Source organism: Zavarzinia marina (assembly GCF_021568905.1).
GTDB lineage: Bacteria > Pseudomonadota > Alphaproteobacteria > Zavarziniales > Zavarziniaceae > Zavarzinia > Zavarzinia marina.
On sequence record NZ_JAKGSB010000003.1, the window covers coordinates 124601 to 140270 of the forward strand.

General features: G+C 67.3%; 16 protein-coding genes. 11 read left to right on the plus strand and 5 right to left on the minus strand.

Annotated features, from left to right (window positions below; all coding sequences use genetic code 11):
- Window positions 1–189: 189 nt before the first annotated feature.
- Window positions 190–2910 (plus strand): LuxR C-terminal-related transcriptional regulator, encoded by a 2721-nt coding sequence (locus L2U69_RS19255; protein ID WP_236106563.1) that lies wholly within the window; start codon window positions 190–192, stop codon window positions 2908–2910.
- Window positions 2911–3025: 115 nt separating this feature from the next.
- Here the strand turns inward: L2U69_RS19255 and L2U69_RS09465 are convergent, their stop codons facing one another.
- Window positions 3026–3838 (minus strand): glucose 1-dehydrogenase, encoded by an 813-nt coding sequence (locus L2U69_RS09465; RefSeq protein WP_236106564.1) that lies wholly within the window; start codon window positions 3836–3838, stop codon window positions 3026–3028.
- 139 nt (window positions 3839–3977) lie between these two features.
- On the opposite strand from L2U69_RS09465, the gene L2U69_RS09470 reads away from it, so the two are divergent.
- Window positions 3978–4442, plus strand: a complete 465-nt coding sequence (locus tag L2U69_RS09470; protein WP_236106565.1) for a DUF3237 domain-containing protein — start codon at window positions 3978–3980, stop codon at window positions 4440–4442.
- Between the two features lie 48 nt (window positions 4443–4490).
- On the opposite strand, the gene L2U69_RS09475 is transcribed toward L2U69_RS09470, so the two are convergent.
- Together L2U69_RS09475 and L2U69_RS09480 are read right to left on the minus strand one after the other, a co-directional pair.
- Window positions 4491–5549, minus strand: a complete 1059-nt coding sequence (locus L2U69_RS09475) for an NADP-dependent oxidoreductase (RefSeq protein ID WP_236106566.1) — start codon at window positions 5547–5549, stop codon at window positions 4491–4493.
- 41 nt (window positions 5550–5590) lie between these two features.
- Window positions 5591–6775, minus strand: coding sequence for a lipid-transfer protein (locus tag L2U69_RS09480; RefSeq protein ID WP_236106567.1), 1185 nt, complete (start codon window positions 6773–6775; stop codon window positions 5591–5593).
- A 163-nt stretch (window positions 6776–6938) separates the two neighbouring features.
- On the opposite strand from L2U69_RS09480, the gene L2U69_RS09485 reads away from it, so the two are divergent.
- Complete coding sequence (locus L2U69_RS09485) at window positions 6939–8408, plus strand: PAS domain S-box protein (RefSeq protein ID WP_236106568.1); 1470 nt, start codon at window positions 6939–6941, stop codon at window positions 8406–8408.
- Window position 8409: 1 nt separating this feature from the next.
- Window positions 8410–9000: a response regulator FixJ gene (gene fixJ, locus L2U69_RS09490; RefSeq protein ID WP_236106569.1), complete on the plus strand. Its 591-nt coding sequence runs from the start codon at window positions 8410–8412 to the stop codon at window positions 8998–9000.
- Here fixJ and L2U69_RS09495 read toward each other — a convergent pair.
- The gene (locus tag L2U69_RS09495; protein ID WP_236106570.1) at window positions 8997–9386 is read right to left on the minus strand and encodes a response regulator transcription factor; all 390 of its coding nucleotides are present in this window, start codon (window positions 9384–9386) and stop codon (window positions 8997–8999) included. The genes fixJ and L2U69_RS09495 overlap by 4 nt on opposite strands.
- 188 nt (window positions 9387–9574) lie before the next feature.
- Here L2U69_RS09495 and L2U69_RS09500 point away from each other — a divergent pair, with 188 nt between their 5' ends.
- The 4 genes from L2U69_RS09500 (at window position 9575) to L2U69_RS09515 (ending at window position 12483) form a co-directional block, all read left to right on the plus strand.
- Window positions 9575–10261 carry a helix-turn-helix domain-containing protein gene (locus L2U69_RS09500; RefSeq protein WP_236106571.1) on the plus strand — a complete coding sequence of 229 codons (687 nt, stop codon included), beginning with the start codon at window positions 9575–9577 and terminating at the stop codon, window positions 10259–10261.
- A gap of 113 nt (window positions 10262–10374) precedes the next feature.
- Window positions 10375–11283: a DMT family transporter gene (locus L2U69_RS09505; protein WP_329605386.1), complete on the plus strand. Its 909-nt coding sequence runs from the start codon at window positions 10375–10377 to the stop codon at window positions 11281–11283.
- 58 nt (window positions 11284–11341) lie between these two features.
- Entirely contained in the window at window positions 11342–12040 is a 699-nt protein-coding gene (locus L2U69_RS09510; protein ID WP_236106572.1) for a peroxiredoxin, read from the plus strand.
- Window positions 12040–12483, plus strand: coding sequence for an ArsR/SmtB family transcription factor (locus L2U69_RS09515; RefSeq protein ID WP_236106573.1), 444 nt, complete (start codon window positions 12040–12042; stop codon window positions 12481–12483). Before L2U69_RS09510 ends, L2U69_RS09515 begins: the two co-directional genes overlap by 1 nt.
- 46 nt (window positions 12484–12529) lie before the next feature.
- Here L2U69_RS09515 and L2U69_RS09520 read toward each other — a convergent pair whose 3' ends face one another.
- Window positions 12530–13174 carry a peroxiredoxin gene (locus L2U69_RS09520; RefSeq protein WP_236106574.1) on the minus strand — a complete coding sequence of 215 codons (645 nt, stop codon included), beginning with the start codon at window positions 13172–13174 and terminating at the stop codon, window positions 12530–12532.
- Window positions 13175–13476: 302 nt separating this feature from the next.
- Between L2U69_RS09520 and L2U69_RS09525 the strand changes: the two genes are divergently transcribed.
- The 3 genes from L2U69_RS09525 to L2U69_RS09535 all read left to right on the plus strand — a co-directional run bounded on the left by L2U69_RS09525 (window position 13477) and on the right by L2U69_RS09535 (window position 15667).
- On the plus strand, window positions 13477–14268 hold the full coding sequence (locus L2U69_RS09525; RefSeq protein ID WP_236106575.1) for a hypothetical protein: 792 nt from the start codon (window positions 13477–13479) through the stop codon (window positions 14266–14268).
- A gap of 19 nt (window positions 14269–14287) precedes the next feature.
- Complete coding sequence (locus L2U69_RS09530; protein ID WP_236106576.1) at window positions 14288–14734, plus strand: DsrE family protein; 447 nt, start codon at window positions 14288–14290, stop codon at window positions 14732–14734.
- A gap of 69 nt (window positions 14735–14803) precedes the next feature.
- Entirely contained in the window at window positions 14804–15667 is an 864-nt protein-coding gene (locus L2U69_RS09535; RefSeq protein WP_236106577.1) for an MBL fold metallo-hydrolase, read from the plus strand.
- Window positions 15668–15670 lie beyond the last annotated feature (3 nt).

Sequence of the window (15670 nt, forward strand, 5' to 3'; positions counted from 1 at the left end):
GACAAACGAATAGTGCATAGTTTTAAATGCGACGGGGAGGAAACGGCCGGCGACAACGCCGGGGTTGATGAGCGTAACGCGCATCGACGTCGCGACAGGCAACTATAACGATAACGGGCCAAAGCCCGGGGTGGTGCCGATATGTTGGTCAGAACCAAATTTCTGCCGCCAAGTCTGCTTACCAATATCGTGCGGCGTAAGAATCTCGACGATTATTTCGAGAACCTGCCGGCTCACACTGTCACCATGGTGCGGGCGCCCGCTGGCTTCGGCAAGACGACGCTTCTCGCGGATTGGCGAAAGCGTCTTCTTTTCGATGGCGCCCGGGTCGCCTGGCTCAGTCTGGATTTCCACGACAACGAGCCGACGCAACTGCTGACATATCTGCTCGGCGCCCTCGACCAGGCTTTCGAGAACGACCGGCAGACGGGCACCTCCTTCCTGTCGGCGTCGGGCAACATGGCGCCGTCCCAGGTCGCGGGCTTCATCGTCAACGAAGTGCAGCAACTCGGCGACGACATCTACGTCTTCCTCGACGACGTGCACGAGCTCAATTCGGCGCCCGTGCTCTCGGTGCTCTACGACCTGCTGCATTACGCGCCGCCGAACCTGCATTTCGTGCTCGCCGGGCGGCCCGCCATGTGGCTCGGCCTGTCGCGGCTGAAGCTGCAGGGCCGGGTGCAGGAAACCGACATCGGCGAAATGCGCTTCGACATCGCCGAGGCGATCGAATTCTTCCGCCTGCGCGGCCACAACCTGCTGCGCCTCACCGACATCGACACCCTGAACCAGGCGACCGAAGGCTGGGTCGCCGGTCTCTGCCTCGCCGCGCAGTCGCTGAACCGCAAGCGCAACGTCTCCGAATTCGTCGAGACCTTCTGCGGCGAGACCAAGGAGATCACGGACTACATCCGCGAAACCGTATTCCGCCAGATCGGCGAGGAAGACCGTCGCTGGCTGGTGCGGGTCTCGATCCTGTCGCGCTTCTGTCCCAATCTCTGCGACACGCTGCTGGACACCACCGATTCCGAGGCGCGCATCCACCGCCTGATCGAGGAAGTGCCCTTCATCATCCCCCTCGAGGGGACGGAGGGATGGGCCCGGCTGCATCCCCTGCTGCGGGAATTCCTGGCGGGCGAGGTCGGCCAGATGGAGGCGGAGGAGTTGCGCGCCCTGCACAAGCGCGCCGCCACCTGGTTTTCCTCCCGGGGCGAGATATCGGAGGCGATCCACCACGCGATCGAGGAGGGCGATACCGCGCGTGCCATCGGCATGATCGCCCGCCAGTCGCGTCACCTGGTCGAGACGGCGCAGATCCTCCTTCTCATGAGCTGGTACGAACGCCTGCCCAAGAGCCTGTTCGTCGAGCGCCTGGATCTTTCGGTCGACGTCGGCTGGGCGCTGACGCTGTCGATGCGCATGGACGAGGCGGCGGCGACCATCGCCGGCGTCGAGAAGGCGCTGGCGGCGCGGCCCGATCCGGGCCGCCACGTGCATTTCGAGCTGCAGGCCCTGAAGGCGGCCTTCTACGCCCTCAACGACCGGACCTTCGAGGGCATGCAGCAGGCGGAGGAATGGCTGGCCTCCGGCCCGCGCGACGATCAGTTCAAGATCGGCGCGCTGGCCAATGTCCTGACCTACTGCAAGACCGTGGAGGGCGATTTCGCCGCCGCCCTCGACGCCCAGGTGATCGGCGAAAGCTGGTCGGCGGCGGAGCGCAGCCGCTTCACCGTCGTCTATGCCGCCTGCGTGATCGGACAGGCCCACGAACAGCTCGGCGATTTCGCCAAGGCCCGCGACTGTTTCGAGGAGGCGCTGCGCCACGGCGAGGAGGCGGGCGGGCGCCGTTCGGTGCCGGCCAGCCTGCCGGCCTCCTGTCTCGCCGGCCTGCTCTATGATCTCGGCGATCTCGAGGGCGCGCAGAAGCTTCTGGCCGGGCGCTTCGACATCGCCTGTTCGCGCACCCCGCCCAGCATCGGCATCCGGGGACCGCTGTCCCTGGTCCGCGTCCATGCCGCCGACGGCGACATGAAGCGTGCCCTGGAGCGGCTCGACCGGCTGGAGGCGATCGCCCATCGCCTCGGCTTCATCCGCATCGTCGCCGCCTGCCTGGTGCAGCGTCTCCATTTCGCCCTGCTCGCCAACGACTGGCGCCAGGTCCGCCATCTGTTGAACCGTCTCGAACAGATGCGCCAGCCCGAGGAGAAGGCGCTCGGCCGCACGGCGCGCAGCGTGACCAACGAGATCATCTGCCTCGGCATGGCCAGGGCCGATTGCGTGCTGGGCGAGGCGCGGCGCAATCTCGCCTATCTTCAGGAATATCTGGCCAAGGCGGAAGCCATGGGCCGCTTCGGCGATCAGGTCGAGGGGCGCATCCTGCTCGCCGCCTCGCTCTGGGCCTGCGGCGAACAGGCCGAGGCGCTGGACGTCTTCCGCAATGCCCTGGCGGCCGCCATGCCACGCGGCTTCACGCGCATCTTCCGCGAGATGCGGCTCTATCTCCTGCCGTTGCTGAAGGGTGTCGAGGCCAGCACCATCGGCGAGATGCTGCCGAAGGCGAAGCGCGACTTCATCGCCGATCTGCTGCACCCCGGAAAGGAACCGGCGGCATCGCGTTCGGAAGTGGTCAGTTTCGCCGACGCCAATCGGCCGCAGAAGCCGGTGCCCGAGCGGATCGTCGCGACGCGCGAGGAGGAACCGGCGACCCAGCCGCTCTACCAGCAGCTCACGGGGCGCGAGCGCGAGGTGCTGGCCTGCATGGCGGAAGGCCTGACCAACAAGGAGATCGCGGTCGCCCTGGCGATCACGCCGGAGACGGTGAAATGGTACGCCAAGCAGATCTTCGTGAAGCTCGGCGCCAACACCCGCACCCAGGCCGTGCGACAGGCCCGGCGGGCGCGGGTGCTGTAACACAACAGTGAGCGTCGTCCAGGCAGAAGGCCGGGATCTTGATCCGGAAGAGGCGCCCCTCCCGTCGCGTCACCCCGGCTGTCGCCGGGGTGACGCTTTTTGAATGGGCCTTCGATCAGCCCGCGCTGAAGCCGCCGTCGACGGCGAGTTCGGTGCCGGTGACCCAGCGCGCCGCATCGCTCGACAGATAGAGGATCGCCTCGGCGATGTCGCTCGGTCGGCCGTCGCCGAGAGGTTGACGCGAGGCGAAGATGGCCGATGCGGCCTCCTCGTCCGGCACCAGGCCGGCGGCGACGAAATGCTCGACCGCGGCCTTGCCCATGGCGGTCATGATGAGGCCCGGATGGACCGAATTGACCCGAATGCCATAGCCGAGCGCGGCGCATTCGAGGGCGACCGCCTTGGTCATCAGGCGAACGGCCCCCTTCGAGGCGCAATAGGCGGTGACGCCGGCGAAGCCGCTGAGGCCGGCGATCGACGACAGGTTGACGATGGCGCCGCCCCGGCCGGCCGGCCCGCCCGGCTTCATGGCCGCGACCGCGGTCTTCATGCCGAGGAATGTGCCGGTCGAATTCACCTGCATCACCTTCTCGAAAATCTCGAGGCTGGTGTCCGCCAGCATGTGGACGACTTCGATGCCGGCATTGTTGACCAGGATGTCGAGACCGCCGCAGGCCGCGACCGTGGTGTCAACCACGCGCTGCCAGTCGGCTTCGCTGGTCACGTCGTGGGTGACGAAACGGGCATCGATGCCGTCGGCCGCCAGCGCCTCGGCCGTCGCCTGTCCGGCGTCGCTCAGGATGTCGGTCAGGACCACGGCTGCCCCCGCCTTGCCGAGCGTGCGCGCCGTCTCGGCGCCGAGGCCGCGCGCGGCGCCGGTGATCAGCGCGGTCTTGCCGGCGAGGCGGGTGCTGTCGGTGGATGTCATGTCTCGTCTCCCTGATTTTCTTGGTGCCGTCTGATGGGCGGGCACAGTGTGGCCCGGCCGGGCGATCGCACTACCCCACCCGTCGGGGGGGCGTGGACGGGGGCGGAACGCGCTAGAACGGTTCGGGGAGGAAAAAACAATGACCCTGAATTCCGAATTCCTGTTTTCCATGAAGGCGCCGCTGCTGCCGCCGCTCGACGGCGGGGCCAGTTCCGCCGGCCATCTGCTGCCGATCCTGGTCGCCGAGGGCGGTACCTTCGAGGGGCCGAAGCTGTCTGGCCGGATCGTGGCCGGGGGCGACTGGTTCCGCATGCGGAACGATGGTTCGGGCGTGCTCGACGTCCGGCTCGCGATCCAGACCGCGGACGGCGCCTTCATCCATCTGACCTATGGCGGCCGGCTGGTGGTGCCGCCCGACCTGATCCCGCAGGTGATGGATTTCGCCAATGCGCAGAAGGTCGATCCGGCGAAATACTACTTCCGCAGCCTCATCACCTTCGAGACCGGGCATCCGGACTATGTCTGGCTGAACGACGTGGTCGCGGTCGGCGTCGGCAAGGTCGGCCATGGCGGCGTTTCCTACGACGTCCATCTGATCAAGTGAAAAAGGGGCCGGCGTCGCCGCCGGCCCCCCTCTCTTACGCGGAACTGATCAGGATTCCGCGCCGATCTGGACCATCAGCTTGCCGCTGTTGCCGCTGTGATACATGGAACGCAGGGCATCCACCGATTTTTCGAGGCCGTCGACGATGTCGAGGCGGAACTTCAACTCGCCTTTCTGCAGCCAGGGGATCAGCTCCGCCCAGGCCTCGCCATAGCGCGCCATGTAGTCGAGCACGACGAAGCCCTGGATGCGCAGGCGCTTCATGATGACGTTGTGGAACAGCTTGGGTCCCGTGCCGCCGGCGCCGACGCCGCCGTTGTAGGTGGAGATCAGGCCGCAGACCACCACCGTGCCGCCCTGCTTCATGTTGGCGAGGGAGGCATCCATGATGTCGCCGCCGACGTTCTCATAGAGGATGTCGATGCCCTCCGGCGCCAGGCGGTGCAGGGCCTCCGCGACATTCTCGGTCTTGTAGTCGACGACGGCGTCGAGCTTCGCCTCGTCCTTCAGCCAGCCGCATTTGTCGGCGCCGCCGGCGATGCCGATGACGCGGCAGCCCTTCAGGCGGGCGATCTGGGCGGCGCAGGACCCGGCGGCACCGGCGGCGGCGCTGACCACCACCGTGTCGCCGGGCTTGGGACGGCCCACGTCCATCATGCCGAACCAGGCGGTCGGCCCGGCGATGGCGAGAACGCCGAAGGCGAGGGACAGGGGAATGCCGTCCGGCCGGTCGAGCGCCATCCAGCCCTCGCCGTCGGTCACCACATGGCTGGCCCAATGGCCGAGACCCATGGCGATCTGGCCGGGCCGGAAGCCGGGGTTGCGGCTCTCCGCCACCTCGGCCAGCACGAAGCCGAGCATGGGCGTGCCCAGCGGCACCGCCGGCATATACATGTTCTCGATCTCTTCCATCCACAACCGGTTGGTGGCGTCGAGGGAGAGATAGACCACCCGCATCAGCACCTGTCCCTCTTCGAGGGCCGGGATGGGCACGGTCTGGAGCGAGAGGCAATCGTCCTCGATCTCGATCTTCGGGCGCTTGTCCAGGCGCCAATAGCGCATTTCACCGGCATTCGCCTGGGGCGAGAGGCTGCGGGCCGCTTCCATGGTTGTTCTCCCTTGTCCGTCTTTTTCGCGGTGTTTCGGCGTCAGGCCTTCTGATAGAGGGTGACGACGCAGGCGCCGCCGAGGCCCAGATTGTGCTGGAGCGCGAGTTCCGCGCCCTCGACCTGGCGGGGGCCGGCGGTGCCGCGCAATTGCCAGACCAGTTCGGTGCATTGGGCAAGGCCGGTCGCGCCGAGCGGATGGCCCTTGGACAGGAGCCCGCCCGAGGGATTGGTCACGCAGGTGCCGCCATAGGTGTTCTGGCCGTCCAGGATGAAGCGTTCGGCCGTGCCTTCCGGGGTCAGGCCCAGGCCCTCGTAGGTGATCAGTTCGTTCGCCGTGAAGCAGTCGTGCAGTTCGGCGACGCGGATGTCCTCCGGCCCGACGCCGGCCATCTCGTAGACCTGCTGGGCGGCCGCCCTGGTCATGTCGTAGCCGACGACGCGGCGCATGTCGTGCGCCTCGAAGGTCGAGGGCTTGTCGGTGGTCATGGCCTGGGCGGCGATCTTCACCGCCGGGGTCAGGCCGTGGCGCCTGGCGAAATCGCGCGACACCAGGATGGCCGCGGCGCCGCCGCAGGTCGGCGGGCAGCATTGCAGCCGGGTGAGGGGGGCGAAGATCTCCTTCGCCGCCATCACTTCCTCGAGACTGATCGGGTTGCGGAAGAGGGCGAAGGGGTTGTTGGCGGCGTGGCTGCGGGCCTTGACCGAGATCCGGGCGAAGGTTTCGGGCCTGGTGCCGTAGAGCTGCTGGTGGGCGCGGCCGGCGCCGCCGAAATGCTGGGCGGCGAAGGGCACATCGTCCTCGAAGCCCTGGATGTCGCGCATCTCGTCGTTGAAGCGCGAGAGCGGCGACGGCCGGTCCTCGAACACGGCGCCGAGGGCGCCGGGTTCCATCTGCTCGAAGCCGAGGGCGAGCACGCAGTCGGCCGTGCCGCTCTCGATCGCCTGGCGCGCGAGGAACAGCGCGGTCGAGCCGGTGGAGCAATTGTTGTTGACGTTGATCACAGGGATGCCGGTCAGGCCGACGCCATAGACCGCGGCCTGGCCGGCGGTCGAATCGCCGTAGACATAGCCGACATAGGCCTGCTGCACCTGGTCGTAGCCGATGCCCGCGTCCTCGAGGGCCGTCCTGGCGGCGGCGGCGCCCATGACATGATAGGGATCGCTCTGTCCCGGCTTTGTGAAGGGAATCATGCCGACGCCGGCGACAAGCACGTCTCTGCTCATGGGGTCCTCCGTTTTTTCGCATTCTCTTCCGGCCGCACCGGATTGCGCCCCCCCAAGTGGGCGGGGTAAACGGAGGGCGGCGAAGGCGCTCCGAGGGTTTCTCTTGTTCCCTTGGTTTTGCAATTTATTCTTGGACAAAATGATTCCTTCCTCGGAGGTGGGGATGAAGGGCACCCCCACGCATTCGGCATTGTTCAGCGACCAGCGACCGCAGGCCTTCGGCCTTGCGGTGGCGGTGGTCTGCGCCGTCACGCTGCTGTGCCATCTGGCCGGCGGCGGCATGCCGGATCAGGCGTTCTACCTGCCGTTTCTCGCCTGCGTGCTGGCGGCGACCGCCTATGGCGGGCTGCTGCCGGGGCTCTTCGCCACGCTGCTCGCCACCTTGGCGGCGGTCTTTCTGCTGCGCGGTCCGCCGCCGGGGCTGGCGGGCGTCGTCTCGGTCGGCGCCTTCGTGCTGACCGGGGCCGCGGTTTCGCTGGGCGGCGGCTGGTATCTGGCGGCCCGGCGGCGGGCGGCGGAAAAGACCGACCATCTGCGCTCGATTCTCGACACGGTGCCGGACGCCATGGTGGTGATCGACCGCCACGGCACCATGCGCTCCTTCAGCGCGGCGGCGGAACGCCTGTTCGGCTGGACCGAGGCGGAGGCGCTGGGCAAGAACGTCAGCCTGCTGATGCCGGATCCCTATGCACGGGCCCACGACGGCTATCTGGAGCGCTATGCGAGGACGGGAGAGCGCCGGATCATCGGTTTCGCCCGCGTCATCGTCGGCATGCGCAAGGACGGCAGCACCTTTCCGATGGAACTCCACGTCGGCGAAGCCAAGGGGGCGGAGCCCTTCTTCACCGGCTTCGTCAAGGATCTCTCGGAACGCCAGGAGGTGGAGGCGCGGCTCCAGGACCTGCAGTCGGAACTGGTCCATGTCTCGCGCCTGATGGCGGTGGGCGAGATGGCGTCGATGCTGGCGCACGAGTTGAACCAGCCGCTGTCGGCGATCGCCAACCTGCTCACGGGCGCGCGCCGCCTGCACGAGCGCGGCCGGCCCGAGGACGACGCCAAGATCCGCGAAGCGATGCAGAAGGCGTCGCAGCAGGCGTTGCGCGCCGGCGACATCATCCACCGCATGCGCAATTTCGTCAGCCGCGGCGACGGCGAGCGCGCGGTGGAGAATCTGTCCAAGGTGGTCGAGGAGGCGGCGGCGCTGGCCCTGGTCGGCGCCAAGGAACGCCAGGTCAACGTGCGCTTCCAGCTCTCGCCCGAGGCCAACGCGGTCTTCGTCGACCGGGTGCAGATCCAGCAGGTTCTTCTGAACCTGATCCGCAACGCGATCGAGGCGATGCAGGATTCGACGACCCGCAGCCTGGTGATCGCCACGGTCCGGCGCGACGACGGCCAGGCCCAGATCAGCGTCGCGGATACGGGCAGCGGCCTCGCGGAAGAGATCCGTCAACGCCTGTTCCAACCCTTCATGACGACCAAACCCCAGGGCATGGGCGTGGGGCTGTCGATTTCCCGCTCGATCGTGGACGCCCATGGCGGCCGCATCTGGGCCGAGGAAAATCCGGCCGGCGGCACCATCTTCCGCTTCACCCTGCCCCCCCTACCGACGGAAGGCACAGACGATGACGCATGAGATGCTCATCCATCTCATCGACGACGACGAAAGCGCGCGCGAAAGCCTCGCCTTCATGCTGGAAGCGTCGGATTTCGACGTCCGCACCTACGAGTCCGCCCCCGCCTTCCTGGCGGCGCTGGCGGATCTTGCGCCGGGCTGCATCGTCACCGACGTCCGCATGCCCGACATGACCGGGATCGAACTGGTGCACAAGCTGAATGCCCTGGGCGTCGGCTTGCCGGTGGTCATGATCACCGGCCATGGCGACATTCCGCTGGCGATCGAGGCGATGCGCGCCGGCGTCGTCGATTTCATCGAGAAGCCCTTTTCCGAGGACCGCCTGCTCGAAGCCCTGGCCATGGCGGCGGAACGCTTCGCGCCGCCCGCCGCCGACGATGGCGCCACCCTGGTGGTCGAGCGCATGAAGAGCCTCTCCGACCGCGAGCGCGAGGTGCTGGACGGCGTGGTCGCCGGGCGGGCGAACAAGGTGATCGCCCGCGACCTCGGCATCAGCCCGCGCACGGTCGAGATCTATCGCGCCAAGGTCATGGCCAAGATGCAGGCCGACAATCTGGCCGCCCTCGTGCGCATGGCGCTTCTGGTGCGCTAGAGCAGCGAGCGGATCTTGCGGCTGAGGGCGTCGGTCATCAGCGGCTTCTCGACGATGGCGGCGCCCATCAGGCGGGCGCGGCGCCGGCAATGGTGATCCGGCTTGGTGGTGATCAGGATGGCGGGGGCGGTGGCGCCCAGGCGCCGCAGTTCCGCCAGTACTTCCAGCCCGTCCATGGGCGACAGCAGATAGTCGATCACGAAGCAGTCGGCGTCGGCCAGGCCGCCCGCCTCCAGGACGTCGGCCTCGCCCAGGAAGCCCCGCGTCTCGTAACCCTCGGTGTCGAGGGCGAAGGAGAGGGCGTCGAGCAGCGCCGCATCGTCTTCGATGACGACGATGCGGGGACGGGTCGCGGCGGCGCCGTATGTCACAGGGCTGGTATCCATGGTGCGAATATCCCTGAAATACACCGGGCCGCCCTTGATCCAAAGCAAGGTCGGCCTAGGTAGTTCCCCTTAGGGGAAATCCCTTATGGGGGCCTCCTTATGCGCGCGTCCTGAATGTTCGCCGCGCCGTCCCGGGCGTAGACCTGTTCTCGCCAGTCAGGACCAACGCCTCGGGAAGGATAGCGACCATGTATGCCGAGCCCCTCTACGCCCAGCAGATCGCCAATATCGCCCCCGCGCCCGCCGTGTTCCCCCCCCACATCGGCACGGGTGACGATCTGCCCCTGGACGTCGGCCAGGTCATGCATTTCGCCCGCGGCGAGGAAATCTTCGGTCAGGGCGAACGCGCCGACTGCCTCTACAAGGTCGTTTCGGGCTGGGTGCGGAGCTACCGCATCCTTCGCGACGGCCGCCGGCAGATCGAGGGTTTCCACCTGGCTGGCGAATATTTCGGCATCGAGACGGACGACAGCCACCATTGCTCGGCCGAGGCGCTGGGCCCAGCCACCGTCCTCGTCGTCCGCCGCTCGGTCCTGAACGAACTGGCCACGCGCCGGGGCAACATCGCGACGACCCTGTTCCGTCTGGCGATGCAGGGCCTGCAGCGCAGCCGCGAGCACATCGCCATGCTCAGCCACAAGTCGGCCTGCGAGCGCGTCGCCGGCTTCCTCCTCGACATGGCGGAGCGCGCCGACGCCGTGAAGGCCCTGGACCTGCCGATGAGCCGCCAGGACATCGCCGACTACCTCAGCCTGACCATCGAGACCGTCTCCCGCACCCTCAGCCAGCTTCAGGCCGACGGCCTGATCGACATTCCCCGCTCGCGCAACATCGTGCTGCGCGACCGCCTCGCCCTCGAAGACATGTGCGAATGATTTGAGCGCAAGCCAGCGGTAGAAGTTCGGTATCGCGCACGGCCAAACTGCCCGCCGCGTGATACCGGGGCCCGGGGGTCGTTACCCGGGCCCGCTTTTTTTCGGAGCGGCAGTTGAACCTGAAAATGACGTCGGCGGACTGGGGTCTGCTCGGCCTGCTGTCCGTCCTCTGGGGCGGGTCCTTCTTCTTCACCGGGATCGCGGTCCGCGAACTGCCGCCCTTCACCATCGTCACCCTCCGGGTCGGCATCGCCGCGCTCGCCCTTCTCGGGTTCCTGGCGCTGCAAGGCCGGCGCCTGCCACGCGGGCGGGATTTCGTGCTCGCCTGCATCGGCATGGGCTTCCTGAACAACATGGTGCCCTTCAGCCTGATCGTGACCGGCCAGGGCTGGATCGCCAGCGGCCTCGCCGCGATCCTGAACGCGACCACGCCGCTCTTCGCCGTCGTCGTCGGCCACGTCCTGACCGACGACGAGAAGATGACGCCGGCCCGTCTCGGCGGCGTGGTGACCGGCTTTCTCGGCGTCGCGCTGATGCTGGGGCCGGCGCTCGGCGGCGCGGGCCAGCATCTCGCCGGCATGATCGCCGTTCTCGGCGCCGCCTTCTCCTATGCCTGCGCCGGCGTCTTCGGGCGGCGCTTCCGCCGCCTCGGCATCGCGCCGATCGAGGCGGCGACGGGGCAGGTGACGGCGGCGACGCTGATGATGCTGCCGCTCGCGCTCGCCGTCGACCAGCCCTGGACGCTGGCCATGCCCGCCGTTCCGACCGTGGCCGCCGTGGTCGGCGCGGGCGTGCTCTCCACCGCGCTCGCCTATGGCATCTATTTCAGAATCCTGCAATCGAGCGGGGCGACCAATGCCGCGCTGGTCACCTTCCTGATTCCGGTCAGCGCCGTCTTCCTGGGCGCGGTTTTCCTCGGAGAGGCATTGGACGCGCGGCATTTCGGCGGCATGGCGCTGATCGCCGCCGGTCTCGCGGCGATCGACGGGCGCCTTTTGTCGCGGTCACTTTCAAAATATTGAAATTGTTACCGGGGTGCGCCTATATGAGACGGTACCCCGAACCGGAGCGCGCCATCCCGTGACCGAATCCGCCAACAGCTTCGATCTCTACGACCGTCTGCCCCTGATCGGCGAGGCGGCGCCGGATTTCCAGGCCCGCTCGACCATGGGCACGGTGTCGCTGTCGGCCTATCGCGGGCGCTGGGTGCTGCTGCTGTCCCATCCCGCCGATTTCACGCCGGTCTGCACCTCGGAATTCGTCGCGCTGGCCCGTGCCGCCGACCGCTTCCGGGCCCTCGACTGCGAGATCGTGGCGCTGTCTGTCGACAGTCTCTTCGCCCATATCGCCTGGAGCCTGGCGATCGAGGAGAAATTCGGCGTCACCATCGATTTCCCGATCGTCGAGGATGTCTCGCTGGCGATTTCGCGCGCCTTCGGCATGGTCCATCCGAGCGCGGGCACGACGGCGACGATCCGCGCCGTCTTCGCCATCGACCCGGACGGGGTGATCCAGGCGATCCAGTATTACCCGATGTCGATCGGACGTTCGGTCGACGAACTGCTGCGCCTCGTCGCCGCCCTGAAGGCGGCGGAGGGGGGGACCTGCTCGGTTCCCGCCGACTGGCGGGAAGGCGAGGCGGTGCTGGCGCCGCCGCCGCTCGCCCTGCCGGAGGCGCGTCGCCGCCTCGGCGCGCCGGGCGCGCGCGACTGGTATTACGGCGATGCGGGCGAGGATGCCGCACCTCCGCCGTCCAAGCTTCGCAAGGGACGAAAGTGATGGCCCAGGCCGAATTGATGGACATGGCCGATCATGCGGCCGATTTCCTGAAGGTGCTGGCCAACGCCAACCGCCTGATGATCGTGTGCCACCTGCTGAGTGGCGAGCGTTCGGTCTCGGATCTCGAAAGCGAGCTCGGCATCCGCCAGCCGACCCTGTCGCAGCAATTGGGCATCCTGCGCGAGGCGGGCATCGTCGCCGGCCGGCGCGACGCCAAATCGGTGATCTATCATCTGGCGGACGAAAGGGCCCGGCCCATGATCGCCGTCATGAACAATCTGTTCTGCGGCGGTCCCCCGGTCGACGACGCCCATTTGGATGCGGGCACCAAGGGTGTTCCGACCGCGGCGGCGCTCAGTCTGCCGGCGGCGCGGGCGGCGGCGCCCGGCGAGGCGGCCGCCTTCCCGACGGTCCGCCGGCCGTCCCGCCCTTCGGCGGAATGACGGCCGGCGTCCCTGCAGTCGGGCCTTCCCGAAAAGGGGCGCTTCCTCAGAGAGACTTCTTCGAGAAGAACCAGTCGGTGTAGTCGTAACCCATGCCGGCACGGGTGTCCGCATCCTCGGCGGTCTTCGGCGGCGGCACGATCACCGGCTCGCCCTTCTTCCAGGCTTCGGGCGTCGCGACGCCGTTCGCGTCGGTGGTCTGCAGGGCCTCGACCAGGCGCAGGAATTCCTCGACCGAGCGGCCGTTCGACATGGGGTAGTAGACCATGGCGCGCAGGATGCCGTTCGGGTCGATGATGAAGGTGGCGCGCACCGCCGAGGTGTCGCCGGCACCCGGGTGGATCATGCCGTAGGCCATGGCCACTTCCATCGAGAGATCCTCGATGATCGGGAAGGGGATCTTCACGCCGAACTTCTCGTCGATCGTGCGCATCCAGGCGATGTGGGCGAAGATGCTGTCGATAGAGAGGCCGAGCAATTCGCAGCCGAGCGCCTTGAAGGCATCGGCATGGCGCGCGAAGGCCATGAATTCGGTGGTGCAGACCGGGGTGAAGTCGGCGGGGTGCGAGAACAGCACCAGCCACTTGCCCTTGTAGTCGGTCAGGGAGCGTTCGCCGGCCGTGGTGCGGGCCTTGAAGAAGGGGGCGGGTTCATTCAGGCGCGGCAGGCCGGGGATGGGGGCTTCGGACATTGTTTCCTCATTCGTTGACCGCCGGCCTTTCGGGGGCACGGCCGGCGGAGGGGGCGGTGTGTTCCGTCTCGGAACGGCTCCATCATTTTATAATTTCTCTAAAAGAGAAGCATTGTTTTGCTGATATTGCGATCATAAAAACAGATCGAAAGCCCAACCATTGATGAAAATCAATAGGTTGTGGTCTGGGGCGGCTTGCCTTGCCGCGCTGCAATAATTTATAATTCACGAAAAAATATATTGAAAGAGGCCCGTGCGCGGCTATCTTCTTTCTCCAGAACCCTGGAGAAGGAGATGCCGCGATGTCCGTTCGAAGCCTGTCGAGGGTACTGCTGGCCAAGCAGCTGGTGATCGGCGGTCTGCTGGCCGGGACCCTGGCCCTGCCGGCGGGGGCGGAGGATACGCCGGTCACCGTGCGCGCCCTCAGCCGCGATGCGAAATTCATCGGCAGTTCCATGGGCGGCATGGCGGTCACCCTGCGCGATGCCGCGACCGGCGCCGTCCTCGCCGAGGGCGTCACGGCCGGCGGCACGGGCGATACCACCCGCCTGATCAAGACGCCGCGTGCCCGGGGTGATGCGCTGGCGGGCGAAGGCGATGCCGGCTTTTCGGCGGTGATCGATCTCGCGCGTCCGACCCTGGTCGAGGTGGCCCTGCGCGGCCCCGTCGATCACCCGGCTTCGGCGGTCGAGGTCACGTCGCGCATGTGGCTGATGCCGGGTCTCGGCATCGCGGAAGGCGACGGCTGGGTGATCGAGGTGCCGGGCTTCGTCGTCGATCTCGACCAGACGCCCGCGACGGCCGCGGTCGGCGACAGCCTGACCCTCGGCGCCAAGGTGACCATGATGTGCGGCTGTCCGGTCACCCCCGGCGGTCTCTGGAACGCCGATACCTATGCGATCGCCGCCCATGTCACGGTCGACGGCGAAGCGCGTCCCGACCTGCCCCTGACCGGGGGCGAGGGCAGCCGTTATGCCGTGCCGCTCCGCTTCGATCGCCCCGGCCTCTGGCGCATAGACGTCTATGCCCATGACCCCGCCAACGGCAATACCGGCGTCGTCAGCCGCGAAATCCGCGTCACACCGCAAAGCTGATCAGTCGGAAGGAACCCTCATGAAATCCCTGCGCCCCGGTTTCGCCGCCGCCCTCCTCGTCGCCGGCGCCGCCGCTTTCACCCCGCTCGCCGCCGCCGAGCCGGCGACGATCCTGTCGATCGTGACCTCGCCCGCGCCCGAGACCCAGGCCATGGCCCTGGTGCTGGCCACCGCGTCCAGAAAGGCCGGGGCCGAGGTTCGCATCCTGCTCTGCGACGCGGCCGGCGATATCGCGCTCCGCGAACCGCCGGCCGCCGCCACCGCGCCCCTCAAGCCCAGGGGCGCCAGCCCGCGCGGCCTGCTGGACGGCCTGATGGCCGCCGGCGTGCCGGTGGAAGTCTGCGCCCTCTATCTCCCCAACCGCGACCTCGGGCCCGACGCCCTGGCCGCCGGCGTGGGGGTGGCAAGGCCGCCCGCCGTGGCTTCGACGATGGTCGATCCCACGGTGAAGGTGATTTCGTATTGATTTTAATTTTACGAAATCATAAATAGTGTAATCATAAAACATGGCGCAAGCCGCCCAGGAGTAGAAACCATGAAGCCCGTCGTCCATGCCTTCTTCGACGAGCCGACCTACACGGTCAGCTATGTGGTCGAAGACCCCGCCACCAAAGCCGCGGCCATCGTCGATTCGGTGCTCGACTACGATCCGAACTCGGGCCGCACGTCCCACGAGTCCGCCGACAAGATCATCGCCTTCGTGAAGGAGAAGGGTCTGACGGTCGAATGGCTGCTGGAAACCCATGTCCACGCCGATCATCTGTCCGCCGCGCCCTATCTGAAGCAGGCGCTGGGCGGCAAGATCGCCATCGGCGCCAACATCAAGGTCGTCCAGGGCATCTTCGGCAAGGTGTTCAACGCCGAGCCGCAATTCGCCACCGACGGCCGCCAGTTCGACCAGCTCTTCGCCGACGGCGACACCTTCAAGGTCGGCACGATCGAGGGCCGCGTGATGCACACGCCCGGCCATACGCCCGCCTGCCTGACCTATCTGATCGGCGATGCCGGTTTCGTCGGCGACACGCTGTTCATGCCGGACTACGGCACGGCGCGCTGCGACTTCCCCGGCGGTGACGCCACCACCCTGTTCCGTTCGATCCAGAAGATCTTCGCGCTGCCGGACGAGACGCGGCTCTTCATGTGCCACGACTACAAGGCGCCGGGCCGCGACACCTATGCCTGGGAGACCACGGTGGGCGAGGAGAAGAAGCGGAACATCCACGTCCACGACGGCGTGAAGGAGGAAGACTTCGTCGCCATGCGCTCCAAGCGTGACGCCACCCTGGCCATGCCCCGGCTCATCCTGCCGTCGGTCCAGGTGAACATGCGGGCGGGCGAACTGCCCCCGCCGGAAGACAACGGCACCCGCTATCTGAAGATCCCCCTCAACGCGCTCTGACGG

Coding starts and splice junctions, on each gene's coding strand:
- L2U69_RS09465 (WP_236106564.1), bottom strand. CDS start 3,838: ATGACATCCACCGACAGCACCCGCCTCGCCGGCAAGACCGCGCTGATC.
- L2U69_RS09470 (WP_236106565.1), top strand. CDS start 3,978: ATGACCCTGAATTCCGAATTCCTGTTTTCCATGAAGGCGCCGCTGCTG.
- L2U69_RS09475 (WP_236106566.1), bottom strand. CDS start 5,549: ATGGAAGCGGCCCGCAGCCTCTCGCCCCAGGCGAATGCCGGTGAAATG.
- L2U69_RS09480 (WP_236106567.1), bottom strand. CDS start 6,775: ATGAGCAGAGACGTGCTTGTCGCCGGCGTCGGCATGATTCCCTTCACA.
- L2U69_RS09485 (WP_236106568.1), top strand. CDS start 6,939: ATGAAGGGCACCCCCACGCATTCGGCATTGTTCAGCGACCAGCGACCG.
- fixJ (WP_236106569.1), top strand. CDS start 8,410: ATGCTCATCCATCTCATCGACGACGACGAAAGCGCGCGCGAAAGCCTC.
- L2U69_RS09495 (WP_236106570.1), bottom strand. CDS start 9,386: ATGGATACCAGCCCTGTGACATACGGCGCCGCCGCGACCCGTCCCCGC.
- L2U69_RS09500 (WP_236106571.1), top strand. CDS start 9,575: ATGTATGCCGAGCCCCTCTACGCCCAGCAGATCGCCAATATCGCCCCC.
- L2U69_RS09515 (WP_236106573.1), top strand. CDS start 12,040: ATGGCCCAGGCCGAATTGATGGACATGGCCGATCATGCGGCCGATTTC.
- L2U69_RS09520 (WP_236106574.1), bottom strand. CDS start 13,174: ATGTCCGAAGCCCCCATCCCCGGCCTGCCGCGCCTGAATGAACCCGCC.
- L2U69_RS09525 (WP_236106575.1), top strand. CDS start 13,477: ATGTCCGTTCGAAGCCTGTCGAGGGTACTGCTGGCCAAGCAGCTGGTG.
- L2U69_RS09530 (WP_236106576.1), top strand. CDS start 14,288: ATGAAATCCCTGCGCCCCGGTTTCGCCGCCGCCCTCCTCGTCGCCGGC.
- L2U69_RS09535 (WP_236106577.1), top strand. CDS start 14,804: ATGAAGCCCGTCGTCCATGCCTTCTTCGACGAGCCGACCTACACGGTC.